The following is a 25,439-nucleotide window of genomic DNA, read 5'->3' as shown; positions in this document are numbered from 1 at the left end:
GAAATTAAAAAATATAAACATTTTCATCAACGAAATCATACATCATTGTGAGGAGAATAAATATGTCTAATTATCAAGAACAACGTAAACAATCTTTATTGTTCGTAATTATACTAGGGGCACTCACTGCTATTGGTGCATTATCTATAGATATGTTCCTACCTGGATTGCCACAGATTCAATCTGATTTTAATACCACAACATCAAATTCTCAATTAACTTTGTCACTCTTTATGATTGGACTAGCATTAGGCAACTTATTTGTTGGGGCAATATCTGATGCTATGGGACGTAAAACACCACTTGTAGTCGCAATGTTATTATTTACTTTGGCAAGTATTGGCATTATTTTTGTAGAAAATATTTGGGTAATGGTTGCGTTAAGATTTGTCCAAGGTTTTTGTGGTGGCGCTGGCGCTGTTATTTCAAGAGCGATTTCTAGTGATTTATATAGCGGTAAACAATTAACGAAGTTTTTAGCATTGCTTATGTTAGTTAATGGAGTGGCTCCAGTTATAGCACCAGCACTCGGTGGCGTTATACTGTCATTTGCTACATGGCGAATGGTTTTTGTTATATTAACAGTTTTCGGGATCTTGATGTTACTTGGCTCTCTGCTGAAAGTTCCTGAATCATTAGTGGAGGAACGTAGAGATAGCCCACATATTATAAGTATATTTAAAAACTTCAAATTATTATTGATGACACCAAGATTTGTATTACCTATGCTAATACAAGGTGTAACATTTATAATGCTATTTAGTTATATTTCAGTATCACCTTTTGTTACGCAAAATATTTATCATATGTCTGCTCAACAATTTAGTATTATGTTTGCATTGATTGGCTTGAGCTTGATTTTCTCTAGTCAACTAACAGGTAAGTTGATCGATTATATAGATAGACAAACATTATTACGTATTTTAACTATGATTCAATTAATAGGTGTTGTGGTTGTATCAGTTACATTAATTACACATTTGCCAATTTGGATTTTATTTATTGGTTTTATTATACTTGTTGCACCAGTTACTGGAGTAGCGACCTTAGGTTTTTCTATTGCAATGGAAGAACGCACTGGGGGTAATGGTAGTGCATCAAGTTTATTAGGGCTTATACAATCTCTATTAGGGGGATTAGTTTCTCCATTAGTAGGTGTAATGGGAGAAATGAGTTTCGTTCCTTACGTTATAATAATTATCTTAGCTGGTATCTTACTTATTATCTTACAAGTTATAAATTATTTTGTTTTTAAGCCTCAATCATCTTAAAAAATTAAATATAAAAAGACGCTATATTTTAAGGTAGCGTCTTTTTTATACTCAAGTAAATAGGCGATAGCACTAATAAAAATATGTTTATCAGCGTCTTAGTTTAATTACATTTGCAAGAAGAATTTGAGCAAGTTCATCTGCCGATTCAGGACAGCCTTCACGTATCCATAAATATACGATACCGATTTGGCCGCCCAATGCATAAGTAACAAATTGTTTTTTCATTTTTACATTTGTATAATCTACAATAATTTTAGTATATGTTTCCTTAGTAAGTGTTACATAATCAGAAAACAAATCGCGATTAGGGTGTGAAACAAATATTGCATGAAAGAAACCATAATGTCGTTCGATATAAGTTAAAATACTTTTGAAAAATTTATATAATTTATAATGATTTATCTCTTCTTTATTTTGACTGTCATATAATGAATTTAATAACTTTGAATACTTTTGTAGATGATACATTTGTATTGTAGATAAAAGATCATATTTATCTACAAAGTAATCATAAAATGTCGTTCTGTTTATACCACTATATGCACATAGCATTTTTATCGTGATGTTTTCAAAAGGGTGTTCTTCTAATAGTACAATCATACTTTTGATTATTTTATCTTTTGCTCTTTGTCTCATTTTTACTCCTTCAAAAACACGGTGGATACAAACCCAACACATTTTATATAAGTGTTGGTGTTTTTTTATCTTGCATGTATCTATAATATATAAAGTGAATTTTAAAAGCAAATAGGAGGAAAGAGTAATGAAAAAAATGGTATTAATCAACATCATTACCATTGTAGTTCTAGTGATTATTGGTGTAGTCGGTTTCCACTTTTATAATCAAGCTACAGGATTTGTAAGTACAGAAAACGCTAAAGTTGACGGGGAACAAATTAAAGTATCTGCGCCAACATCAGGCGAAATCAAATCATTTGATGTTAAAAATAACGAAAAACTAAGTAAAGGCGATAAAGTTGCTGAAATAGCAGCTAAAGGTGAAGATGGCCAATCACAAAAAATGGATATTAAAATGCCACAAGATGGAACAATCGTAAAAACTGACGGCATGGAAGGTTCAATCGCGCAAGCAGGATCTCCAATTGCTTATGCTTATAATTTAGATGATTCTTATATTACTGCAAATGTTGATGAAAAAGACATTTCAGATGTTGAAGAAGGTAAAGATGTAAATGTAAAACTTGACGGCGAAAAGGCTGAACTTAAAGGTAAAGTAGAAGAAATTGGTAAAGCTACAGCTTCAAGCTTTTCAATGATGCCTTCATCAAATACTGATGGTAACTATACTAAAGTTTCTCAAGTAGTACCTGTAAAAATCTCACTTGATTCAAAACCATCTAAAAATGTTGTTCCAGGAATGAACGCTGAAGTTAAAATTCATAAAAATTAAGGGGGGTCTATAAATGACAATGACCTTCATTATTATTTACGTAGTCATAGCGCTCATTTTTGTTGGATTGATTAATCTTTTTATGTCAAAAAGAAAGAAAAAACAATCGAGAAGACAAATGGAACAAACGAAGCACGGAAGTGATGCTTCTAATGAAAATTATCAATCTAAATTTAATGTAAGTGACAAAGAAGGTTCTAACGAATCAACTATGGAGTCAGAAACAGCAACAGAAGAAGATTTGGAAAATAGCGATACTTTAAGCAGTGAAGATGCTGATGTTTCAGAAGATAAAACAGATGCTGATCACGAAAATATCAATCCAAATTCTGAAGAAGCAAAAGTAAATGAAAAATTAAAAGAAAAGCATAGTTCCTTTATGTTTGGTAAAGGAACATCACAAGGTAAAGTACTATTAGCAATGATATTTGGTATGTTTATAGCTATCTTAAACCAAACCTTATTAAACGTTGCTTTGCCTAAAATCAATACTGATTTTAACATTTCTGCAAACACTGGTCAGTGGTTAATGACAGGCTTTATGCTAGTAAATGGTATTTTAATACCGATTAGTGCATATTTGTTTAACAAATATTCTTATAGAAAATTATTTTTAGTAGCAATGACATTATTCACTATTGGTTCTCTAGTCTGTGGTATATCAGGTTCATTCACAGTGATGATGGCAGGTCGTGTATTACAAGCGATTGGTGCTGGTATACTTATGCCATTAGGAACGAATGTATTTATGACTATTTTCCCTCCCGAAAGACGTGGAGCTGCGATGGGTACACTTGGTATAGCCATGATTTTAGCACCAGCTATTGGTCCTACTTTATCAGGTTATATTGTTGAGAACTATCATTGGAATGTTATGTTTTATGGCATGTTTATTATTGGATTAGTTTCACTAGCTATTTCATATATTTGGTTTAGAGTTTATCAAGTTACAACCAATCCAAAAGCGGATATACCTGGTATTATCTTCAGTACAATCGGTTTTGGGGCATTGTTATATGGATTCAGTGAAGCTGGTAATAATACTTGGAGCTCACCTATAGTAGTAATATCATTAATTATAGGTGTCATCTTTATTATTGCATTTGTGATTAGAGAGCTTACAATGCGTGTACCTATGTTAAGCATGGAAGTATTAAAATACTCTGGATTTACTTTAACTACAGTAATCAATATGATTGTAACAATGAGTTTATTTGGAGGTATGATTTTACTACCTTTATATCTTCAAAATTTAAGAGGATTTACGCCAATACAATCTGGTTTATTATTACTACCAGGTGCATTAATTATGGGTGTTATGGGTCCTGTTGCAGGTAAACTGTTAGATACGATTGGTATTAAACCATTAGCTTTAGTAGGTACTGGTATCATGACATACGCAACGTGGGAATTAACGAAATTAAATATGAATACAACGTATGGACATTTAATGTTGATATACATTATTCGTTCGTTTGGTATGAGTTTTATTATGATGCCGATTATGACAGCAGGCATGAATTCATTACCACAAAGACTGATTTCACATGGTAATGCATTATCTAATACTTTAAGACAATTGGCTGGTTCAATTGGTACGGCGTTATTAGTCACAGTAATGTCAACACAAACTACACAATACGCTGCTGGTTACGCACAAGATTTAGATAAAACAAGCCCATTTTTAAAAGATCGTTTACAAGAAATGGCACAATCAATGGGTGGAGAGCAAATGGCTACTTCACAAATATTAGAATTTGTACAAAAACTTGCTTCAATTAATGGTGTAAATAGCGCATTCTTAATTGCCACAGCATTAAGTGCACTTGCATTTATCTTAAGTTTATTCCTAAAAGGTAAATCACACTACATTTCAAATGAAAAGTAATGTGATATGAAATTAAGCTAGTGTATTTTGTATAAAATATGCTAAGGTTAGACTAAGAATATCATGATTTTTGGCTAAAAAATAAACGTCAATTTCTATTGTAATAAAATAGGGATTGGCGTTTTCTTTGATTTTATAAAATTTTGAAGCTCGTTAAACTGCTACTGTTTCTTTTATGTATAGTGCTATTAGGTTAAATAAAAGATTGTGTGTTGCTTTATTGCAACGTTTATAAATATAGAACTATTAACATTAACTGATATTTTTATATTGTTGATAAAAAATAGATTTTAGTGTGATACAAAGTTTAGCTTCTTGTTGTAATTATAATAAAAGCATACAATTCAGTTATTGACCGAATTGTATGCTTATTCTAGTAATATGATTTAAATAATTCTCTTTTTATAAGTTTTGCGGTTTCTGAAAAATAAACTAATTAAAATCAGAGCAATGCTACAACCTAGTAATATAAACGCATTATGGAGAGCATCTGCTTCGGTTAAGATTTGTGAGGGTTTGACTGAAACATAGTATTGACTCATCGAATCAGCAATACGTGTAGCAATATTTTTAATAAGATATGAAAAACCAAAAGTAATAACTAACATAATAGCAATTACAAATAAGTTTACAATCTTTAATGCAGTTCTATTAAACATGAGTGTGAAAATAGTTAAAACTAAACTAACGATACAGGCAATAAAGAATACATAAAAGACTAATATCAATCGATCTATACTTGTTTGAAGATCATCAATGCTTTCGATATTAATGTTGAGATTCGAAAAATCATTAATTGTATCTTGGAAATTAGTAAGTTGATGGAAGTTAATAGTTTCTTGAACAAAAACTAAATTGAAAATAGGTTCTTTAAACATACTATAGCCAGTAATCGCTATTAATATTAAAACGATGATATGAATAATGATACTAACCCATGATCTTTTCTTTTTTTCATATTGTGAACCACGTTGCATAGGTTCACTAGTTAGGGTGTGCTCAAAATCTTTAAATTGTTGGTGCTTATCGGCCATAAGTACTCCTTTCACTGCATATTGCTAGCATTTGTTTATTTTGTGACTTTTGTTTTGTTATAATGTTTAATAACTACTACATTTTAAGTATTATTAACATGTCTTTTAAATTTAATAATAATGAAATTGTTAGTTTTTAAGTTACCCACATTATATTATGACTATGCTTTTTTGGTCATTATATTAATTTTACCATAACATTTATTTTTTTTAATAAATAAAACAAAGAATATTGAATGATTGCACAATAAATATAGATTGGATGGATTATGGAATGAAATCAAGACTAACAACTAAATTTATAAATAAATATCTATTGCCTCATAGATCTATTATTTTCAACACAGACCAAGATTTTGAGAAATTCATGGAAAATCGTAAAAAGATCAATGATAAGAAACACAAACAACCAGAAACATTAAACGTTAAATCTGATTTAGATAAACAAATATTAGATGACATGCAAGTCTTTAGATTTAGATTTAGGCATAGTCAGGAAAAAAAGATTTTATACATTCATGGTGGTTATAATACTTTACAACCGTCAGCTTTTCATTGGAGATACATGGATAAACTTGCATTAAGCACTTTAAATGAAGTTATTATGCCTATCTATCCAAAAGCACCAAAATATAATATTGAGGATACATTTAATGCTATTTTTAAAGTATATAATGAATTATTAAAAGAGGTTAATAGCAAAGATATTATCGTTATGGGAGATGGCACGGGCGGCGCTTTAGCGCTTAGTCTAGTTCAACAGTTGCAAGAGCAAGAGCAACCAATGCCTAAAAAACTATATTTATTTTCTCCGTTATTAGATGCACAATTAGATAATGCAGACATTACTGAAGTTTTAGATCGAAAAGATGTACTGGTAGATAAAGAGGGAGTTCAGAAAATATTAAAACGTTGGTCAAACAATTTACCATTAAATGACACAAGACTCTCTCCTATAAACGGTAATTTAATTGATTTACCGCCAATCTATATGTTTGCTGGCACTTATGAAATTTATCTTCCAGACATGCTGAAATTTACTGGGATTTTAGCTTCAGAACAACAAGAAATTCACTTTTATGAGTATAAACGTATGGTTCATGCTTTTCCATTATTACCAATTAGAGAATCTCATAAAGTAATTAAACAAATTGTTGAAACAATTAATGAGTAAATAAATTCATATTTTAAGTGATTTAAAGTTACTAACTTTAACGGACAGTTTTGGAAATCAAAGTTAACAAGGTTTCCAAAGCTGTTTTTTATGAAAAACAATAATAAATGTTAATGCGTACATATTGTTGAACAACAATGAGTAGGAAATAGAAATACATTTGATTAAACTTTAACCTCATGAAGGATAAAACAACTGCCAATAAAGCTAACTTTATTGGCAATGAGATTTCTATATAAAAAACAGTATAGGGTTATTGATTTATAATTGTCGTATTAATAGAATCGATGATGAATTTTTGCCCCATTAAAGTGTAATGATGGGCCAATATATCTTCGTAATCACTAGTTGGTTGTTCAAGCATTTTAAATTTTTGTAAAGCAGTGTCATAATCATTTAAAACCTTTGTTGTATACTCATTAAAATTAGAAATGAAAGCCTGTTCATCTGGATAAGATTTTAAAATGGCGTCAATGTGATCAATAGCTCTTTTTTGTCCTTGTAAATAACTAATATCTAAGCCACGTTTAATCAATTGACTATCAGGCCCATTGATAACAAGGCTTTTACTTTGATTAAGTTCACTAAGCTCAAATTTAGTTTGATCAAATAAATCGTATAATTGTAATTCAACACGTGCCTGAATATTTTTTGTCATTTGTCTCTCAACTCCTTATCTAGAGATTCCTATACGATGACCTAATTGTTTTGGCCAGTCTATAAGCTGTTGATTATCATAATAGGAAATTATTTGATTTGCATATTGTTCTGGAAATGGGGAGGTTTTTTTGGTTTTGCGGTTGATGCCTAGCATCAAAGCTTCATTAGTTGCAACCGTTGTACCATCTGATTTCGTCATGATTGAGAAAAAGTGCACGCTTTTCTCATTATAATCGTATAAATAAACGGTAATTTGGTATTCATCATTTTCTACTAATTCAGATAAATAAGCGGTTTGTTCTTCCACAGTAAATAGGGTATAGCTTAAATTTTCTCTTTCATCTAAAGATAATCCTCTTTGGTAATTAAATTGGTTGATAGCATCACTGAAAACGATATTATATTGTGCATCATGTACATGATTATTATGGTCAATCATATCTTGTGTTACATAGTGATTAATAGTAAATGGGTTTTGCATGAAGACACTCCTTGATAGTCGAAAGTTAATAATCAAATGGTAACAAGTTTTACTTGTCTACAATGTTAGTTTACTAAAAATAACATAAACTTACACTTGAACAGTTTCATGATAAAATAAAGTAAATGATTTAAGGAGGGGAACTATGACAATTACAATTAAATATCAGGCTCCTGGACAAGCATTAATGCAAGCTTCGCACTTGCATGATGTACCTGAAGTAGCCACATTTGTTTGGTACGATTTTCAAGACCCTTCAGAATCGGAAAACGAGATTTTTAAGTCGTATTTTAACTTTAATAAACTCGAAATCGATGATACAGTTAATGGAACGCCTAGGGCAAAATACAAAGTATACGATGCTTATCAGTATATCGTATTACATAGTATTGATACCAAAAGCAGTGGTAACAAGGCGTTGAATTTATTCATAAAAGAGCAAGTCCTTATTACTTATCATCATCAGCCTTTTTCAATTTTAACAGACCTCACACATATGTTGACTACAGATAATCAAAAGGGGTTACAAACATTTGATATCGCGTTACACATCATAGATAAAATGGTTGATAGTTACTTTGATTTAATCTATGAAATTGAAGATAAAGTATACAAATTTGAGGATTATCAACTCAAAGGCACTCCAGTGAAAGACATTATGGAAGAAGTGTTTAAAATAAGGTCGAATATTATTAAAATGAAGCGCATTGTTTACCCAATACAAGAATTAGTTGGTAATATCAAAGAAAGTAGCCTATTACTTGTAGATGAGAAGAATCATATGTATATTCAACATGTAGAGGATCATATTATAAAGCAACAAAATATTTTGAAGATGTCCCAAGAGATGACTGATGAAATTAAAGATAATTATTCGTCATATAACTCATTTAAAATGAACAATATAATGCAAATATTGACTTTGGTGTCGGTAATATTTCTACCTTTGACATTGATTACAGGTATATATGGTATGAATTTTACAAATATGCCTGAGCTGAAATGGCATTATGGTTATTATATCGTCTTAACGATTATGTTAGCGATAAGCTTGGGCTGTATATACTACTTTAAAAAAGAAAAATGGTTTTAATAAGTTATAGCAATATAACGATAGTTCGATATAATAAAATTAATTTAAAAATGTGTTGAAAGTAGGAGCGGAAAATGAGCGATATAAAAAGAGAACAACGTAAAAATGAACATGTAGAAATAGCAATGGCCCAGAAAGATGCAACAATTTCAGATTTTGATGAAATAAGGTTTGTACATCATTCTATTCCTAATATTGATGTTGATGATGTTGATTTAACAAGTAATTTAATAGATTTCACGCTAAACCAACCATTGTATATCAATGCGATGACTGGTGGTAGCGAGTGGACGAAACAAATTAATGAAAAATTAGCTGTTATCGCGCGTGAGACTGGAATTGCGATGGCTGTCGGTTCAACGCATGCAGCATTAAGAAATAGCAAAATGGCTTCTTCGTTTAGTGTCGTACGTGAAACGAATCCAGAAGGTATTATTTTTAGTAATGTGGGTGCAGACGTTCCCGTAGATAAAGCTGTAGAATCAGTTAAGTTACTTGATGCTCAAGCGTTACAAGTTCATGTCAATGCGCCACAAGAATTAGTGATGCCAGAGGGTAATAGAACATTTTCTACATGGATGGAGAATTTAGCACAAATCGTAACACGCGTAGATGTACCAGTTATAGTTAAAGAAGTCGGCTTTGGTATGAGTAAAGAAACAATTAAAAGCCTGAATGAAATTGGTATTAAGTACGTAGATGTAAGTGGTAGAGGCGGTACTAATTTTGTCGATATTGAAAATGAAAGACGTACATATAAGGATATGGATTATTTAGGTTTATGGGGGCAAACAACTGTAGAATCTTTATTAGAAAGTACATCATATCAACAAGATATGGATATTTTGGCAAGTGGTGGAGTCAGAACTCCTTTAGATGCAGTGAAATGTCTTGCCCTTGGCGCAAGTGCTGTAGGAATGTCACGCCCGTTTTTAAATCATGTTGAAAATTATGGTATAACTGAAACACTGAATTATACAGAACAATTTACGGATCATATGAAAAAAATAATGACGATGCTTAATGCAAAATCAATCAAAGATTTACAACACGCACAAATGGTATTTAGCCCAAAACTACAATCATGGATTGAACAAAGAGGTTTAGATATTAAATAAGTAACTATGATAATGGTATAAAACAGTAGATATATGAAACAAAATTAAAACAAGGCTGGAGCAGTTCATTGATAACTGTACCGGCCTTGTTTTTTAAATATCTGAAATTACAGATTTCAAGTATGTTAAATTCTCAAAATGATTGTTTAAATCCATATAAACTTAGCTAAAGATATTAATGAATGTTGTAACTATTGGCACACCTAATAAATCGATTAAAAAGGCACCTACAATTGGTACGACTAAATAGGCTTTTGGAGAAGCACCATATTTCTTGGTAATAACGTCTAAGTTAGCCATCGCATTTGGTGTTGCTCCAAGACCATGTCCAATAAAGCCACCCGTCATAACTGCAGCATCATAGTCTTTACCCAAACCTCGGAATAAAATTATTACAGAGAATAAAACGATAAAAGCGACTTGAACCAATACAATAATGATTAATGGAATTGCCAATTGATAAATTTCAGTTAGTTGAATACTCATTAACGCAATGGATAAAAAGAGACTAAGTGATACATCGCTAATACTGTTAATAAGTTTCATATCAATAATATTTAAATTACTATATTCAGATATATTCCGTATAATAACTGCAATAAACATTGCACCTACATATATAGGGATATTTATACCAGTTAAATCAGAAAATTGAGTTCCTAGATATGAACCAATGGCCATACAAATGGCAACAATTGCAAATTGCATTAGAAATACAGTAGTTGGTGCCATACGCTTATGTAAATACTGATTAGCCGTCACATCACTATAATCTTTGACAGTTTCTTCAGCATTTTCAGGTTTTAAATTATATTTATTAATTAAAAATTTAACAACAGGGCCGCCTATTAAACCACCAGCAACTAAGCCTAGGGTCGCTGCCGCTAAAGCTGCTGTTATTGCAGAATCAATTCCAAGTTCTTGGACTGTTTTCCCATAAGCTGCTGCATTACCATGTCCTCCTTCCATTGACATAGAACCGGCTGTTAAACCTAATAAAGGCGGTATATTTAATAATTTTGCCAGTGATACACCGATGATATTTTGAAAGATTGCTAGAACGCCACAAAAAATAAAATATATTATTAAGACTTTACCACCTAAACGAAGAAGTTTAAATGAAGCTCCTAGTCCAATCGTTGTGAAAAAGGCAAGCATAAAGAAATCTTGAATAAAGTCAGAATCTAACTTTATAGTTAATAATCCTGTTGATTCTAAAATTGCTACCATGACAGCAAAGAGTAAACCACCGATGACTGGTGCAGGTATACATAATTTTTTTAAAATACCAACGTGATTAATAATATAGATTCCTATAAGATACAATACGCTTGCTAAGGCTAAAGTGGTAATAGCATCTAACTCTAGCATGTTCATTCCCCCTTAAATAATAGTATACAAAACTAATAAATTAATCATATATAAACGTCACTTGAGTGAACGCTTACAAAACCCGTAAACTTGATTATACATTTTTGAAAAATAGAATGATAGTAATAAAAATGATTATTGAGAGATTTAATAAAAAACCAAAAAGGAAATTAATTTGTTGTGTATATATTTAATTATAATAGTATATTTAAAGTTGATTGAACAAAGTATAACTCAGTACCTTGTAATGTATAATAGCGTGTGTTATATTTTATTCAAGCTACTGTGTAATATATAGTACTGATTTTAATTATAAGGAGGACATTAATGAATAGCCAGTTTAAAAAGGGTGCATTAGAACTTATCGTTTTACTCATAATCAAAAAGGATGACCAATATGGTTATTCTCTTGTTCAAAATATATCAAGGTATATGACTATTGCCGAGGGAACGGTTTATCCAATACTCAGGAGATTAGTTAAAAGCGGAGAGTTAACTACTTACTACCAACCTTCAACGGAGGGACCAGCGAGAAAATATTATAAAATGACTGATCAAGGCAATGAACGATTAACTTTATTATTAGAAGAATGGGGAGCATTTTCAAAAGCTGTAAATCAATTTATTAAGGAGAGTGACGATAATGCGAAGAACTGAGTATCTTAAAATATTACATAAACATTTAAAACATTTAGATGATAATGAACGTCAAGATATCATAAACGAATACGACACCCATTTTTACAGTGGTATGGAAGAAGGAAAGACTGAAGATCAAATTTCAGAAGAACTAGGTGATCCACAGCAATTAGCGAAACAATTAAATGCAAATGCATCGATAGAAAAAGCAGAACAAAGTAATAATATTAGTGATGTAAGCCATGCAGTTGTATCAGTAATGGGTTTAAGTTTGCTCAATTTTTTCGTTATTTTAATTCCTTTTATAATAATTCTAAGTATAGTACTGTCATTAATTGTAACAACACTTAGTTTCATATTTACCCCCATCGCATTATTAGTTAAAGCTGTTATGGTAGGGTTCCAAGAGATTATGCTACTTGAAGTATACACGACAGGCGTCTTATTTGGTTTAGGTCTTATTTTATTTGTTATCACGTATTTGATTACAAAAGGATTTTACATTTTATGTGTTAAATATTTGAAATGGAATATTAAAGTAGTAAAGGGGAGTGCTACTAGATGAGGAAAGTATTAATATTTACTTTTATAATTGGGTTGGTCATTACAGTAATTTGTGCAATAGGAACAATTAAACAATTTAAAATTGAACAAGAAAAAGCAAAAGATGTAACAACAAACTTTAATAAGTCATATGAAGAAAGTGATATTAAAGCATTAAAAGTTAGTTTTGAGCATAGCAATCTAACGGTAAAGCATGGAGACAAATTTAACATAACGTCTAAAGGTTCGAATGAACAGACGAAAATCAATGCGCAGATAAGTAAAGGTGATTTAAAACTTACAGATAATGATGGTGCGTCTAATATTAATTTGTCACTTCTAGGATTTAAAAAGAACGACGTTGTTGTGACTGTACCTAAACATTTGAAAAGTATGAAGATTGATTCAAGTAACGGTTCAATTGATTTGAATAATATTGAAGTGGAACAAGCAAATATATATTCAGATGTTGGTAAGTTAGCAATTAAAGATTCAAAATATAATAAATTAAATGCTTCTAGCGATGTTGCTGATATTTTAGTAGAAAAGTCTAAGTATAACCAAGGGCAGTTTGAAACGGATACAGGACAGCTAACCATAGAAGACATGCCTATGGATAAACCTACAAATGCTGAAACGGATACTGGAGATGTTGTATTAAATTATGGTGGAGATCAACCTAAGAACACATTAATAGACTTTAACAGTGATATTGGAGATTTAAATATTGAAAATAGTAAATTAAAAGATAAGAAAATTGGTAATGGCGAAAATTTAGTTAAAATTGTAACAGACACAGGAGATACGACAATTAAATAATTAATATTGAAGGCAGGGATAATGTATTTAAAATGACATTATCCCTTTTTTGATTTACCATATATATCATATAAAATCCCTAGGAATAAGGAGCTCATTTATGGAACAAACTATGCGAAGCGAAAAACAATATGGCGCCTTAGCTTTATTGCCTTTAGCAATATTTTTAGTGTTATATATAGGTGTAGGTATTACTTTTACCGCTCTAGGTAAAGAAGACGCCTTTGATCAATTGCCACGTCATGTTGCAATATTAATAGGTATTGTTATAGCTTGGACTTGTTATGACAGAAAAACAGCTTTTACTAAAAAAGTACAAATATTTACTGAACATGCAGGGAATTCTGGCATAGTTAATTTAGGTCTGATTCTACTACTTGCTGGTGCATTTTCAACTGTTACATCTGAAATGGGTGGTAAAACGGCTATGGTGAATATGGGACTTTCTGTTATTCCACCAAGTTTACTCATTCCCGGAATATTTATTATGAGTGGTTTTGCAGCTTTAACATTAGGTACTTCAACTGGGGCACAAGCTGCTTTTATCCCAGTAGGTGTTGCAGTAGCACAAGCAGCTGATTTGAGTGTTGCTGCAGCTGGTGCAGCTGTAATAGCAGGAGCTTATTTTGGCGACAACCTATCTATAATTTCTGATACCACAATTGCTGCAACCAATGGTGTTGGTGCTAAGATGAGAGATAAATTCAAAATGAACATATTTATCGCATTACCTGCTGCTATAATCACGGCTGTTTTCTACGCTGTTGTAGGCGGAACAGGTAAGGTAGAAGGTGACTTAAGTTATAATTTCATTAATATCTTACCTTATTTATTTGTATTAATTGCTGCAATAGCTGGTTTAGATGTCATTCTTGTGCTTATTATTGGAATTGTTATGGCAGGCTTATTAGGTATCGTACAAGGTCAATTAGGTATATTCCAGTTTACAAGAGCTATTGGTGATGGTATGGAAAGTATGTTTAACATCTTTTTAGTAGCCTTTTTAGTTTCAGGGCTTGTCGCTTTAATTCGCTATTATGGTGGTATTGATTGGATTATCAAAGCAATGAAAGCAAAAGCTAAAGGACGTAAAAGTGCAGAATATGTAATCAGTTTAATGTCTGGTGTGCTCTCTGCGGCATTGTCACATAACACATTAGCAATTATTATTTCTGCACCCATTGCAAAAGAAATTGGCGACGAATATAAAGTGCCACCAAAACGCATGGCAAGTTTATTAGATATATTTGCTTGTTGTGCATTAATGGTGTTACCACATGATAGTGGTATGTTAATGGTAGAACAGTATGGAGATGTGTCTTACCTAGAAGTATTAAAATATTCATTTTACCCTGTAATATTTGTGATTTGTACTATAATAACAATTCAATTTGGATTGTTAGATCAGAAGAAAAAGCGTAAAGAATAAAATTTTAGCTAAATTACCAAATGCTAATCATGATATGTATTTAGTAAAAAATAAGAGGTTGAGACAATCAAAAGTCTCAACCTCTTATTGTATATATAGATAAAGTTGTTATTGCCAATATTAATCACGCCAAGTTACGTCTGGGTGTTTCATATCAGATTTGCGCATTCTAGAAACATATGGATTGCCTTTCACGGTAAAACGTAAAGGCTTATTTGTCCATTCACCTTTATTTGGTATGCCTATACGACCGCTTTCCTCAATCATTTTAGGATATTTTCTATTTTTAGAATCTATTTGTAAATGGCCTTCATTAATTTTAGAACCGTCTAAATGTCTTGGTATATTGAATGCTTTGGTCCATTTTCCTGGCCCATTTGTTAAGTCAAATCCTATTTTTCCGCGATTGTGTGTCATTGCCTCGATACCTTCTTCAGGTTCTACCGCTCTGATTAATACGCCTTCAGGTTCATCCTCTAATTGGGTTACAAAATTAATGAGTAAGTGTGTATGCATAACGTGTGCGTAAATTGTTCCACCGGTTTTATATAGTGATTCCACTTTTGGTGTTCGCTTGCCATTAAATCCATGCGCAGCACGATCTTTTTTGCCTACATAGGCCTCTGTTTCTACAATATAGCCAGTGTAAGTTTGTAATTCGTCATGATAGATAACGCGTACACCTAATAAGTCCTTGGCAATTGTAACAGTGTCTCGTTGTATAAAATCCATAAATTGCCCTCCAATATATAGTTTGTAAATTTAAATTTTTTTCGATAATTTTTAAAAAGTTGTAAAATTGTGTTACTACTAAGGTTATATTTTGTTACACTATTTTATGATAAGGTTAGTAGGTTTTTACATATAATCTATTAAAATCTAGTACAAAATAAATCTTATCTTAAACTAAGGAAAATGAAAAGAGGGAGCTTATGGAGAGGAAAATTGGTTTTGGACAAGCACTTAAATTATATTGGAAAAACTATATTAACTTTACAGGGCGGTCACGTAGAAGTGAATATTGGTTTATGGTATTATGGCATATTATTTTCTTGCTACCTGCGATTGTTTTAGGATTCACAGGTTTCTTTGTAATGTTAGCGGGCGCTTCTGCGTATACAGATTCTACGATAGGTTTAGGCGTGCTTATAATGTTTTTAAGTATAATATATGCTGTTATTTACTCTTTAGCTACACTTATTCCAAACTGGGCTATTTTGATAAGAAGATTTCATGATACAGGTAGAACAATGCTCATGCCATTAATTTATTTAGGCTTGTCAGTGATTGCTAATATTGTTAATTTTATCATTGAACTAAATGACCCAAATGAAACAAATATAATGACTAGTATTATACTGATTGTTTTTGGACTAGCTAACTTAGGACTGGGTATTTATATGATTGTCATTGCTTGTTTAGATAGTGAGAGAAAAATAAATAAATACGGCAGTAGTCATAAATATAGTCAATATGCCCAATCTCCAGACTACCTACAAGATAATCATTCAAATTCATTTAATACTGAATCCGTCCAAAATGATAGTCATCAATCAGATCACTTTAAAAATAGCGAAGATTCATTTGATGAAATCAAAGAACAAGATAAAAAACGGGATAATTTTAAATATTAAAGCATAGTTAGTTTTGCGTTTGATTATAAAATATAAACATAGGAGTCTAAGACATAAATAGCTGTCTTGGACTCCTATGTTTGTTATATTAAACTAAGATTATTAATCAATATATGAGAGTTCAGGATGTGATTTACCTAGTAAATCGTGTAATGACTTGTAACGTTGGAAGAGTATTTCATATTTTTTTACTTTTTCTGGTTCTGGCTGTTTGCGATAATATATAGGTTGTTTCATTTGTTGTACAGCTTCTTTTAATGTTGCATATGCACCACCAACGTTTGCAGCCAACATTGCAGCTCCTAAAGCAGTAGCGTTGCTTGAATCGATAACTACTATTTCTTTATTAAGCACGTTGGCATAAATATCAACTAGAAGTTCACTCTTAATTGGAATGCCGCCAGCAGCGTATACCGTGTGTACAGGAATATTATTATTTTCAAATTGCTGCATAATCATTTTAGTACCAAATGCAGTTGATTCGATATGAGCTCGGTGAATCATTTCAAAAGGTGTTTGTAACGTTAAGCCAAAGATACTACCGGTTAGATGACTATCACTTAAAATACTACGATTGCCGTTATGCCAATCAAGTACTGTAACATGTTGCTCGTCGATTGGTATTTCGCTAGCAAGTTGCTCTAAGTATTCAAAAATAGAAATACCTTGTTGTTCAGCTTGATCTGCAATTGCTTTTGGTGCAAGCTCTGCAGAGTAATTGAATAAATCACCAACGGCCGCTTGTCCAGCTTCGTAAGCGTATAACCCAGGAATGATTGCATCTTTTACAGAACCAGTGATTGCGGGAATAGGTTCCTGTTTAGGGTCTAACATAAGATGACAAGTACTCGTTCCAATTACTGGCGTAAATTCACCTTGTTCGATTGCACCTACACCTAATACACCTGAATGTGCATCAATGATGTAAGGAGATATTTGCACGTTAACAGAAAGTCCCCACAATTGTTGATAGTATTCACTAAGATTACCGGCGCTTTCCCCAATAGGGACTACAGGTGCTTCGCATTTATTTTTTACAATTACAGGTAACTCTGGGTCTACAGCTTCAAAAAAGTCATAATTAAAGCCATCATCTTCATTATAAAAACCTTTAAAGCCAATACCACAATTTGAACGAATGTTTTTATCAGTAAGTAAGCTAACTAGATAATCGCCGGCTTCCATTATATAAGCAGTCTGTTTTAATATTTCAGGTGCTTTATGTTTAACTTCTAATATTTTTGGTATCATCCATTCACTATTAACGCTATGCCCGTAATAATCTAACCATGATGGGTTTATCTCATCACTGACTTTTTTCATTTGTGTTGCTTCATCTTGTGCACCATGATGTTTCCATAATTTAACATATGAATGTGGGTTATCTTTTAAAGCAGGGTTAAGATGTAATGGTTTGAAGTCTTCATCTAAGAACACAATTGTGCAACTTGTAAAATCAACCCCGATACCAATAACAGAATCTGAACTAACATTACTTTCAGCTAACACATGCTTAACACCTTCTTCTAAAATTGAGGTATAGTCTTCTGCATGTTGTAAAAAGTAGTTGTGTGGTAAAGGTTTGCCGTTCAAAGATTCAGAGATGGTGCCATGTTGATATTCTTTTATATAAGTAGAAATAATATCCCCATTAGATGTATCTACTAAAAACACTCTACCTGAAGCGGTGCCATAATCGATGCCGATACTATAAGTCATGTTGTAATGCCTCCTATTTGTTATTGATGAATAATAAGTGTTTGAGTTCTTATTTAACTTTATGATAGGGCTTACATTATTCGATGTAAAGCTAAGAACATCATAGTTTTTATTGAGTAAGATATTTTGTGAAAAATAAAGTATACAGTATTGAAAAATTTATTATTTAAAATGTATGTGTTATGGAATAAATGGTATGATGAGTCTAAAGTAATTTCAAAAGAGAGGGGTCCATATGTCATGTCATTAATGATTGAACATGTCACGAAAAAGTATAAAAATTTTACTGCCGTGAATGATATTTCACTTTCTTTAGAAAAAGGAAAGATGTTAGGATTTTTAGGGAGAAACGGGGCAGGAAAGACAACAACTTTTAGGATGATTTTAGGATTAACTCCGATTACAGAAGGAGCAATAACTTACAATGGTAAAATTATTGATAAATCATTGTATAATCGTATCGGTTATTTACCTGAAGAACGTGGGTTACATCCTAAGATGAAAGTAGAAGATGAGTTGCGATATTTGGCGACGTTAAAAGGTATGAAGTCAAAAGATATTACGGAAGCAATTGATTATTGGTTAAATCGATTTAACATTACAGAAAATAGAGAAAAGAAAATTGAAGCCCTCTCTAAAGGAAATCAACAAAAAATTCAACTCTTAGCAAGTATGTTACACAAGCCAGAATTATTAATTTTAGATGAACCATTTAGTGGACTTGATCCTGTAAATGTGGAATTACTGAAATCTGCTGTTCAAGATTTGAATGATGAAGGAACAACAATTATTTATAGTTCACACCGTATGGAGCATGTCGAAGAACTTTGTGATAACGTCTGCATATTAAATAAAGGGGAACTAGTTGTTTCTGGAGCTATTGATGAAGTGAAATCAAATCATGGCTATAAGCGTGTAGTTATTGAAACTGAACATCAAATGCCTGAAATTGATGCTATTGGGGGCGTTTTGGATGTAGAAAGAAATAAACGAGAAATTAAAGCGACCATTGAATCGGAAATTATTGCGGAAAAAATTTATGATGTTGTGACGCGTTATGGATTTGTTAAACGATTCCAAGTTGTAGAACCATCGCTTAATGAAATCTTTATAGCGAAAGTAGGTGATATCAATGAATAAATTTTGGGCTACTTTTTCGTTAACTTATAAAAATAAAGTGAAAGCCAAATCATTTATCATATTTACTGCTGTAGTGATAATTCTGATGCTCGCCGCATCTAATATTAATAAAATTATTGACTTATTCAATGATGGACCTGATAAAGTTGGGGTTGTGTCATCTAATAATCAGATTTATGAAGTTATTAAGTCACAAGGAAACCAACTAGATGAAGGCGCGAAATTTAGTAAAGTATCTGAAAAACAAGCAAGGATACAAGTGGAAAGCGAAAAATTAGATAAAGCTTATATCATTAAATTAAATGATAACCAAAAGTTATCAGGTAAAATTTTAAGTAAAGATACTGTTTCAGAGCAAGATAAACAAAAGTTAAAGGCGACATTATCGACAATTCAAACGCAATTTGTAGCTAATAGTCTAGATTTATCTCAAGGAGAGTTAAAGCAACTACAAGCCCAAAGCGATGTCTCCTCCGAAATAATTGCTAATAATGCTAAAAGTTCCAACTTAAGTGAGGCCCAAAAAGGCTTTAATACTGTAATTGTTTATCTTGGTATTATGCTTATGTTCTTCATTATATTTAATTACGCAAGTCAAGTTGCAATGGAAATTGCCACTGAGAAAACGTCACGTGTTATCGAAATGATTATAACAAGTGTAACACCAGTAACACATCTCTTTGCTAAAATGGCCGGCGTTATTGCAGTAGCATTAACGCAAATAAGTATTTTTGTAATAGTTGGTGTGATATGTTTCTTAACATTCGATATTGGTGATATGTTACAAGGATTTAAAGTCGAACCGAATGAACTGACACTTCAATTAGCTATTGTAGGGTTTGTGTCGTTGATCATAGGTATTTTTTCATATATTATTTTAGCTTCAATACTTGGTTCAATTACTTCACGTATTGAAGACATTAATCAGGCTTTAATGCCTATGACTTTAGTTAGTATGATTGCTTTTTATATTTCATTATTTAGTGTGATGAATCCAGATACATTACTTGTGAAAATCGCAAGCTTTATCCCACTTATGTCACCGTTTGTTATGTTTGTTAGAGCGTCTACACCAGATGTTGCAACATGGGAAATCCTCGTTAGTGTTGGCTTATCAATTGTAACGATATTTGTATTATTATGGGTTGCAGTGCGTAGTTATAAAGATACAATTTTAAGTTTTGACAAAGGTTTTATAGGTTCGATAAAACGCATTTTTAATAAAAAAAATTAATGGATTAAACTCAGAGGTTAGGATATAAAGTTATTCTAACCTCTTAAATTTATTCAAGAGTTAGTCGTCCTTATTCAGCAAGTGATTCTAAAATAAACTAAAGTTAAAGAAAAATAGTGAAAAATAGAAAAAACTATAACAATTTTCAATATTGTTTGATAAAATGCAACAATAGTATAGCTAATTATTTGTATAAATTGTTACAATATAAGAGACTTATATATAGATAAGAAATTTTTTATATACATATCATCGATAACTTATTATATTTAACTGATTGTTAGAGTCATGGTTTATGATTGAGGGAAGCGTAAATTGTGATAAACGACATACAGTCAAATAGTACAATAATTAAAGTGTGTGGAAAAGTAAGGCTTGGCTGTGAACGATTTTAGTTGTTTAGTTTTATTATTTTCGTGATTGCCAGATTTACAACGAAGTCTTTAAATTGCTTAATGATACACTTGAGCCCCTCAAGTTCTGCAATTTTTAGCTAGCATTTGAAAATGATGTTTTATTCATGACAACGCCTATCGCCATTAAATGAACAATGAAGGGCGGCGGGTTTGAAAGGGAGTAATTGAGGATGTTTGCAAAAGTAGAAAGTCAAAGTAATGGTATTGATTTGATTAAAATTGATAATGAAGATACGAAGATAGTTTTCACAAACTATGGCGCTAGAATTGTTTCATGGAAGTATGACGATAACAATATTGTACTTGGTAATGTAGTTGAAGCAGATGAGTTTTATATTGAAAACCCTTATAACTTTGGTGCTACTGTTGGAAGATATGGTGGCAGAATTGCAAATGCAACATTTGAATTAGATGGTGAAAAATACAAACTTGAAGCCAATAATGGCCCACACAATATTCATGGTGGACCTAAAGGTTTAGATAAGCGCTTTTTCGATTACAGAATTGAAGAGCAAGTTGGTCAAGTTAAAGTGATTTTTACTACGGTTATAAAAAGTGAGGATGACCATTTTCCTGGAGATATAGATTTAGAAGTCATTCACACATATGATGTTGATCATAAATGGACGATTGAATATAAAGCTACATCTAATCAAAAAACGTTGTTTAATCCAATGAATCATGTATACTTCAATCTTAATAGAGACAATAATGTTATTGATAATCACAGTATTTCAAGCTCTAAATTAGATATGTATACATTGGATGAGGATAATATTGTAGAAACCAAAAATCCTATTGACTTAGTGGACATATTTAATGAACAAAACATCCAATTTAAGGATATTTTTAATAGTGAAGATGCAATAGTTAAAGAACAAATGGAACGTTTTGGTGGTGTGGATCATCCGTTCGATATAGGTGGCAATGAGATGACAGTTGAGAATAAACATTTCTTACTAACTGTTAAAACAGACATGCCTAATATTGTTATATTCACATTTAATGATACAACAGGTTGGCAAAGTGACTTCAATATTTACAAAGCGCACTCTGGCTTTACTTTAGAAACACAATGTATTCCGAATGATATCAATTTATTTGGTGATGAAGCACCATCTATATTAGAGGCAAATCAGCCATTTTACTCTAAAACATCATATAAAATTTCAGAGAAATGATACACTTATGTTAAGTCTGGAATTGTATATAAAGGTGTTTAACCTTTGTCTATAAAACAGAAATAGGGAGCAGGCGTAAGAAATCAAATTTCACATTTGATTTCTGGCCCACTCCCTTAATTATTTTTAGATTTTTTAGCGCGTGTTAAGAATCTTTCAAGTTTTGATATTCTTTCTTCTGTTAAATATGGATTTTTTAGCGCGTACGTTAAGCGTTCAATATTTTTATTATCACTGTAATAAATTTCATTTAAGTCAAAAACTGAAAGTAATGTTGCATTATCGGCTCGTTTAATTAACTCTAAATTTGAATCTTCTTGGACATAGCCTTCTTTTAAAACTCTAAAATAAAAACCAGTTTTACCAGAAACGGACATACGTTTAATTAAATTGGGTATTTTATACTTTTCTTGTATTTTCCAACATGGCTCTCTAATCTCTGAAACTTCTAATATTGCGTTTCCTAATTGAAATTGATCACCGAAATGTACATCTTTTTCGTCCATATCAGAGACAGTAATATTTTCACCAAACATCGCATATTCTGGAAGTACTGACACATCTTGTTCCCACAGTGAATAATTTTTCTTACTGTATAGACAAACAGCTTTATTAGGGCCACCGTGACCTTTATATTCTTGTTCATCCTCAACGAATCCAGTTTTTGATAGCCACATATTACCGACAAATTTCTTTTTATTTAAAGCTGAGCGCATTGGTCGTTTAGCACTATAAGGTAAATCTTCAACTTTACCTGTTGAGATGGCTTCTAAAGTATAAATCATTATTTTTACCTCCAGATAATTAATAATTATAATTTTAAAACAATAAAATGAATATGCAAGTAAAGATATAATTTACTCTGGAAAATGATTTTTGAACTATGTATTTTAATGAATCTCATGTACAATAAGGATAAAAGTACAGTATAAAAGGGGAAGCATTATGGATAAGAAACAGTTGAAAATAAGTACATTTAATGATGCATTAGACCAAATCAAAGATGGTATGATTGTTGGAATTGGCTCTGGATCAACGATTGAATTGCTTGTCCCAAAAATTGCAGAGAAACTGGAACAAGAACAAATTAATATAACCGGTGTATGTACTTCCAATAAAACAGCATTCATTGCAAAGGAATTAGGGATACGTGTAGTTGATATTAATGACGTAGAAGTAATTGATATTGCTATTGATGGCGCTGATGAGATTGATAACAATTTAAATTTGATTAAAGGTGGCGGTGGCGCTTTATTTAGGGAAAAAGTCATTGATGCCATGGCTAATAGATTTATCGTTTTAGCGGATGATAGTAAATGCGTGGATTACTTGGGTCAAACGTTTAAATTACCAGTTGAAGTTGATAAATTTAATTGGTTGCTCGTATCTAAAAAAATAAAAGCATATGATAATTTAAATGTCATAAGACGTATGGCAGATGATGTACCGTTTATTACAGACAATGGTAATTATATATTAGATGTTGATCTAAATAGAAATATAGAGCCAGCTGCAATGCATGAATATTTAATACACCTCGTAGGCGTATTAGAAACAGGGTACTTCTTAGATGTTGCAGATCAAGCAATTATTGGAACGGAAGCTGGAGTTAAAATTATTAATAAATAATTTTTCACTCTTACTTCACTTAATTTTAATAATAGTAAAAATTAAAATTGTCCATTATTCATGTACTTAAAGCTTGATTAAAGATAGTCATAATAGAAAACAAGAGCTAAGACATTTATGTCTTAGCTCTTGTTTTTATATATTAACGACGGTGACCACGTTTACTCTTTAAATCAAATGGTGAGCGTTGGTTACTGTTGTCATTGTCGCTTGGGTTGTCATCTTGTGTTTTAGTTTCTTGCACATTCGTGTCATGTTGACGTGGTGATGCATCTTTAGAGTTTGGGTGTGCTTTTTCTGTTGATGCTTCAACAGCACTGTTAGTATAACGGTTTAATTTATTGTTATCTTCTTGTGGTTCGTTATGATGCGCCATTGCATCAGATTCACTTGAATCGGCAGAAGGTGTATTTTCTTTAATAATATTAGCACGGCTATTATCTTCTTCTGTATGAATTGTGTTCTCTTCTGTATAGTTAGAATCTGCTGTTGGCGAACCATGTGCTACAGAGTCGTCTGAGCTTGATTGTTGATGATCCTCATTTTGATTAATCTCATTTACAGTAGTAGAGCTATCATCTTGATGTTCTCTGTTCTTAACGTCATCAGTATTATTTTGATGATGTTCTGATGTTTTATCGTTTTGGTCGTCTTCATTAACGTGATCAAGGTAGTTGTTTTCTTCAACTTCATCTAAGTTTCGTTTCGTGAAGAAATAAAGTATTACACGGATAAATAGATTAATTAAAATGTATACAACTGCGACAGCAACCGTAGACAATGCAATTACTTTCATAGCAAAAACTTCACCTAATTCTTCATTAAATAAGAAGACAAGTCCAAATGACATGGACGCATGGAAGATTGTTGCAATATAAACTGTACGTCCTTTTGTAGCACGAATTAATTCCCCAGCAATCATTGAAAAGGCAAACGAGTATAGGAAACTGTATATTGCATAATCAAAACTAAAGGCAATATTAACGTTCCATATAGAATACATAAAACCAACAATAATAGATGCGAAAAATGTATTCATTTTATTCTCAACGATATTTTGTAAATAAGAACGGAAACCAAGTTCTACAAAGAACGCCATTACAATTTGTCCAATTATGATAGATAGAATTGAAACAGATAAGTCTTTTGTTTGTAATAAAACAAAACTATCAGCAAAGATATTAAAACTTACCATAGCAATGATGAAAATAAGCAATGGTAACACGAGTGCCAAAATGACACGTTCAATTACTTTTAAACTAATCGAGAGTTTTAAACTCGCTAATTGCGTACGCTTTTGTTTAAAAACGATAAGACAAATTATAGTAGCAATTAGTGGAGCTAGAGTACTCATGTCAAAGACAAAGCTCTTAAATGGTACTGTATTTTGAAAATCTTTAAGTATAATGGGTAATGCGTAGGCTATAATGAAGAAAATAAATATCATCATTGCCCATTGAAAACCGGGTATACGTTTTGTATTCATTATGTAACCTCCAATAGGGTTTCAGAAAAATCATTCGTTCTTAATTATACATATTTATCATAGAGA

General features: G+C 31.6%; 24 protein-coding genes. 15 read left to right on the top strand and 9 right to left on the bottom strand.

The genetic code is table 11. The annotated features are described in order from the left end of the window. Window positions 1–62: 62 nt before the first annotated feature. A complete protein-coding gene (tcaB, locus tag ACF91D_RS00900; protein WP_069792362.1) occupies window positions 63–1,271 on the top strand; it encodes a putative multidrug effflux MFS transporter TcaB in 1,209 nt (402 codons plus the stop codon). Window positions 1,272–1,361: 90 nt separating this feature from the next. Here tcaB and ACF91D_RS00895 read toward each other — a convergent pair whose 3' ends face one another. Next, window positions 1,362–1,910 (bottom strand): TetR/AcrR family transcriptional regulator, encoded by a 549-nt coding sequence (locus tag ACF91D_RS00895; protein ID WP_039069860.1) that lies wholly within the window; start codon window positions 1,908–1,910, stop codon window positions 1,362–1,364. A 127-nt stretch (window positions 1,911–2,037) separates the two neighbouring features. Between ACF91D_RS00895 and ACF91D_RS00890 the strand changes: the two genes are divergently transcribed. Beyond that, on the top strand, window positions 2,038–2,685 hold the full coding sequence (locus tag ACF91D_RS00890) for an HlyD family secretion protein (protein WP_039069861.1): 648 nt from the start codon (window positions 2,038–2,040) through the stop codon (window positions 2,683–2,685). A gap of 13 nt (window positions 2,686–2,698) precedes the next feature. Then, a complete protein-coding gene (locus tag ACF91D_RS00885) occupies window positions 2,699–4,573 on the top strand; it encodes a DHA2 family efflux MFS transporter permease subunit (protein WP_107550150.1) in 1,875 nt (624 codons plus the stop codon). A gap of 386 nt (window positions 4,574–4,959) precedes the next feature. Here the strand turns inward: ACF91D_RS00885 and ACF91D_RS00880 are convergent, their stop codons facing one another. Then, window positions 4,960–5,607 (bottom strand): hypothetical protein, encoded by a 648-nt coding sequence (locus ACF91D_RS00880; RefSeq protein WP_039068132.1) that lies wholly within the window; start codon window positions 5,605–5,607, stop codon window positions 4,960–4,962. A gap of 274 nt (window positions 5,608–5,881) precedes the next feature. Between ACF91D_RS00880 and ACF91D_RS00875 the strand changes: the two genes are divergently transcribed. Next, window positions 5,882–6,781 (top strand): alpha/beta hydrolase fold domain-containing protein, encoded by a 900-nt coding sequence (locus tag ACF91D_RS00875; RefSeq protein ID WP_069792365.1) that lies wholly within the window; start codon window positions 5,882–5,884, stop codon window positions 6,779–6,781. A 253-nt stretch (window positions 6,782–7,034) separates the two neighbouring features. On the opposite strand, the gene ACF91D_RS00870 is transcribed toward ACF91D_RS00875, so the two are convergent. Both ACF91D_RS00870 and ACF91D_RS00865 read right to left on the bottom strand, forming a co-directional pair. Then, window positions 7,035–7,439: a hypothetical protein gene (locus tag ACF91D_RS00870; RefSeq protein WP_039068130.1), complete on the bottom strand. Its 405-nt coding sequence runs from the start codon at window positions 7,437–7,439 to the stop codon at window positions 7,035–7,037. A gap of 15 nt (window positions 7,440–7,454) precedes the next feature. Beyond that, entirely contained in the window at window positions 7,455–7,922 is a 468-nt protein-coding gene (locus ACF91D_RS00865; RefSeq protein WP_039068129.1) for a thioesterase family protein, read from the bottom strand. A 145-nt stretch (window positions 7,923–8,067) separates the two neighbouring features. On the opposite strand from ACF91D_RS00865, the gene corA reads away from it, so the two are divergent. Both corA and fni read left to right on the top strand, forming a co-directional pair. Further along, window positions 8,068–9,015: a magnesium/cobalt transporter CorA gene (gene corA, locus ACF91D_RS00860; protein ID WP_327620731.1), complete on the top strand. Its 948-nt coding sequence runs from the start codon at window positions 8,068–8,070 to the stop codon at window positions 9,013–9,015. 74 nt (window positions 9,016–9,089) lie between these two features. Next, window positions 9,090–10,133, top strand: coding sequence for a type 2 isopentenyl-diphosphate Delta-isomerase (gene fni / locus ACF91D_RS00855; protein WP_039068126.1), 1,044 nt, complete (start codon window positions 9,090–9,092; stop codon window positions 10,131–10,133). Between the two features lie 162 nt (window positions 10,134–10,295). On the opposite strand, the gene gltS is transcribed toward fni, so the two are convergent. Continuing rightward, window positions 10,296–11,504 (bottom strand): sodium/glutamate symporter, encoded by a 1,209-nt coding sequence (gltS, locus tag ACF91D_RS00850; protein ID WP_039068125.1) that lies wholly within the window; start codon window positions 11,502–11,504, stop codon window positions 10,296–10,298. 327 nt (window positions 11,505–11,831) lie between these two features. Between gltS and ACF91D_RS00845 the strand changes: the two genes are divergently transcribed. The 4 genes from ACF91D_RS00845 (at window position 11,832) to ACF91D_RS00830 (ending at window position 14,934) form a co-directional block, all read left to right on the top strand. Then, window positions 11,832–12,161: a PadR family transcriptional regulator gene (locus ACF91D_RS00845; RefSeq protein WP_069792366.1), complete on the top strand. Its 330-nt coding sequence runs from the start codon at window positions 11,832–11,834 to the stop codon at window positions 12,159–12,161. Continuing rightward, window positions 12,148–12,708, top strand: a complete 561-nt coding sequence (locus ACF91D_RS00840) for a DUF1700 domain-containing protein (RefSeq protein WP_069792367.1) — start codon at window positions 12,148–12,150, stop codon at window positions 12,706–12,708. The genes ACF91D_RS00845 and ACF91D_RS00840 overlap by 14 nt, the downstream gene beginning before the upstream one ends. Next, window positions 12,705–13,505, top strand: a complete 801-nt coding sequence (locus ACF91D_RS00835) for a DUF4097 family beta strand repeat-containing protein (RefSeq protein ID WP_107548464.1) — start codon at window positions 12,705–12,707, stop codon at window positions 13,503–13,505. The genes ACF91D_RS00840 and ACF91D_RS00835 overlap by 4 nt, the downstream gene beginning before the upstream one ends. A 100-nt stretch (window positions 13,506–13,605) precedes the next feature. After that, a complete protein-coding gene (locus ACF91D_RS00830; RefSeq protein ID WP_069792369.1) occupies window positions 13,606–14,934 on the top strand; it encodes a Na+/H+ antiporter NhaC family protein in 1,329 nt (442 codons plus the stop codon). Window positions 14,935–15,054: 120 nt separating this feature from the next. Here the strand turns inward: ACF91D_RS00830 and ACF91D_RS00825 are convergent, their stop codons facing one another. Then, on the bottom strand, window positions 15,055–15,666 hold the full coding sequence (locus ACF91D_RS00825; RefSeq protein ID WP_069792370.1) for a DNA-3-methyladenine glycosylase: 612 nt from the start codon (window positions 15,664–15,666) through the stop codon (window positions 15,055–15,057). A 200-nt stretch (window positions 15,667–15,866) separates the two neighbouring features. On the opposite strand from ACF91D_RS00825, the gene ACF91D_RS00820 reads away from it, so the two are divergent. Next, entirely contained in the window at window positions 15,867–16,568 is a 702-nt protein-coding gene (locus ACF91D_RS00820) for a DUF805 domain-containing protein (RefSeq protein WP_392436354.1), read from the top strand. A gap of 102 nt (window positions 16,569–16,670) precedes the next feature. Here ACF91D_RS00820 and ACF91D_RS00815 read toward each other — a convergent pair whose 3' ends face one another. Further along, the gene (locus tag ACF91D_RS00815; protein ID WP_327620729.1) at window positions 16,671–18,287 is read right to left on the bottom strand and encodes a ribulokinase; all 1,617 of its coding nucleotides are present in this window, start codon (window positions 18,285–18,287) and stop codon (window positions 16,671–16,673) included. Window positions 18,288–18,527: 240 nt separating this feature from the next. On the opposite strand from ACF91D_RS00815, the gene ACF91D_RS00810 reads away from it, so the two are divergent. The 3 genes from ACF91D_RS00810 (at window position 18,528) to ACF91D_RS00800 (ending at window position 22,258) form a co-directional block, all read left to right on the top strand. Then, on the top strand, window positions 18,528–19,427 hold the full coding sequence (locus ACF91D_RS00810; protein WP_039068116.1) for an ABC transporter ATP-binding protein: 900 nt from the start codon (window positions 18,528–18,530) through the stop codon (window positions 19,425–19,427). After that, a complete protein-coding gene (locus ACF91D_RS00805; RefSeq protein ID WP_107548468.1) occupies window positions 19,420–20,661 on the top strand; it encodes an ABC transporter permease in 1,242 nt (413 codons plus the stop codon). The genes ACF91D_RS00810 and ACF91D_RS00805 overlap by 8 nt, the downstream gene beginning before the upstream one ends. Window positions 20,662–21,247: 586 nt before the next feature. After that, complete coding sequence (locus ACF91D_RS00800; RefSeq protein ID WP_039068113.1) at window positions 21,248–22,258, top strand: aldose epimerase family protein; 1,011 nt, start codon at window positions 21,248–21,250, stop codon at window positions 22,256–22,258. Between the two features lie 116 nt (window positions 22,259–22,374). Here ACF91D_RS00800 and ACF91D_RS00795 read toward each other — a convergent pair whose 3' ends face one another. After that, window positions 22,375–23,043, bottom strand: a complete 669-nt coding sequence (locus ACF91D_RS00795; RefSeq protein WP_069792374.1) for an MOSC domain-containing protein — start codon at window positions 23,041–23,043, stop codon at window positions 22,375–22,377. A gap of 157 nt (window positions 23,044–23,200) precedes the next feature. Between ACF91D_RS00795 and ACF91D_RS00790 the strand changes: the two genes are divergently transcribed. Next, the gene (locus ACF91D_RS00790) at window positions 23,201–23,887 is read left to right on the top strand and encodes a ribose 5-phosphate isomerase A (protein ID WP_039068110.1); all 687 of its coding nucleotides are present in this window, start codon (window positions 23,201–23,203) and stop codon (window positions 23,885–23,887) included. A gap of 142 nt (window positions 23,888–24,029) precedes the next feature. On the opposite strand, the gene sdpC is transcribed toward ACF91D_RS00790, so the two are convergent. Further along, a complete protein-coding gene (gene sdpC / locus ACF91D_RS00785) occupies window positions 24,030–25,373 on the bottom strand; it encodes a peptidoglycan release complex CPBP-like subunit SdpC (RefSeq protein WP_327620728.1) in 1,344 nt (447 codons plus the stop codon). Window positions 25,374–25,439 lie beyond the last annotated feature (66 nt).

The organism is Staphylococcus sp. 231237_7MaSpsaltlick, assembly GCF_043107035.1.
This window is presented reverse-complemented; position numbering and strand designations above follow the sequence as displayed.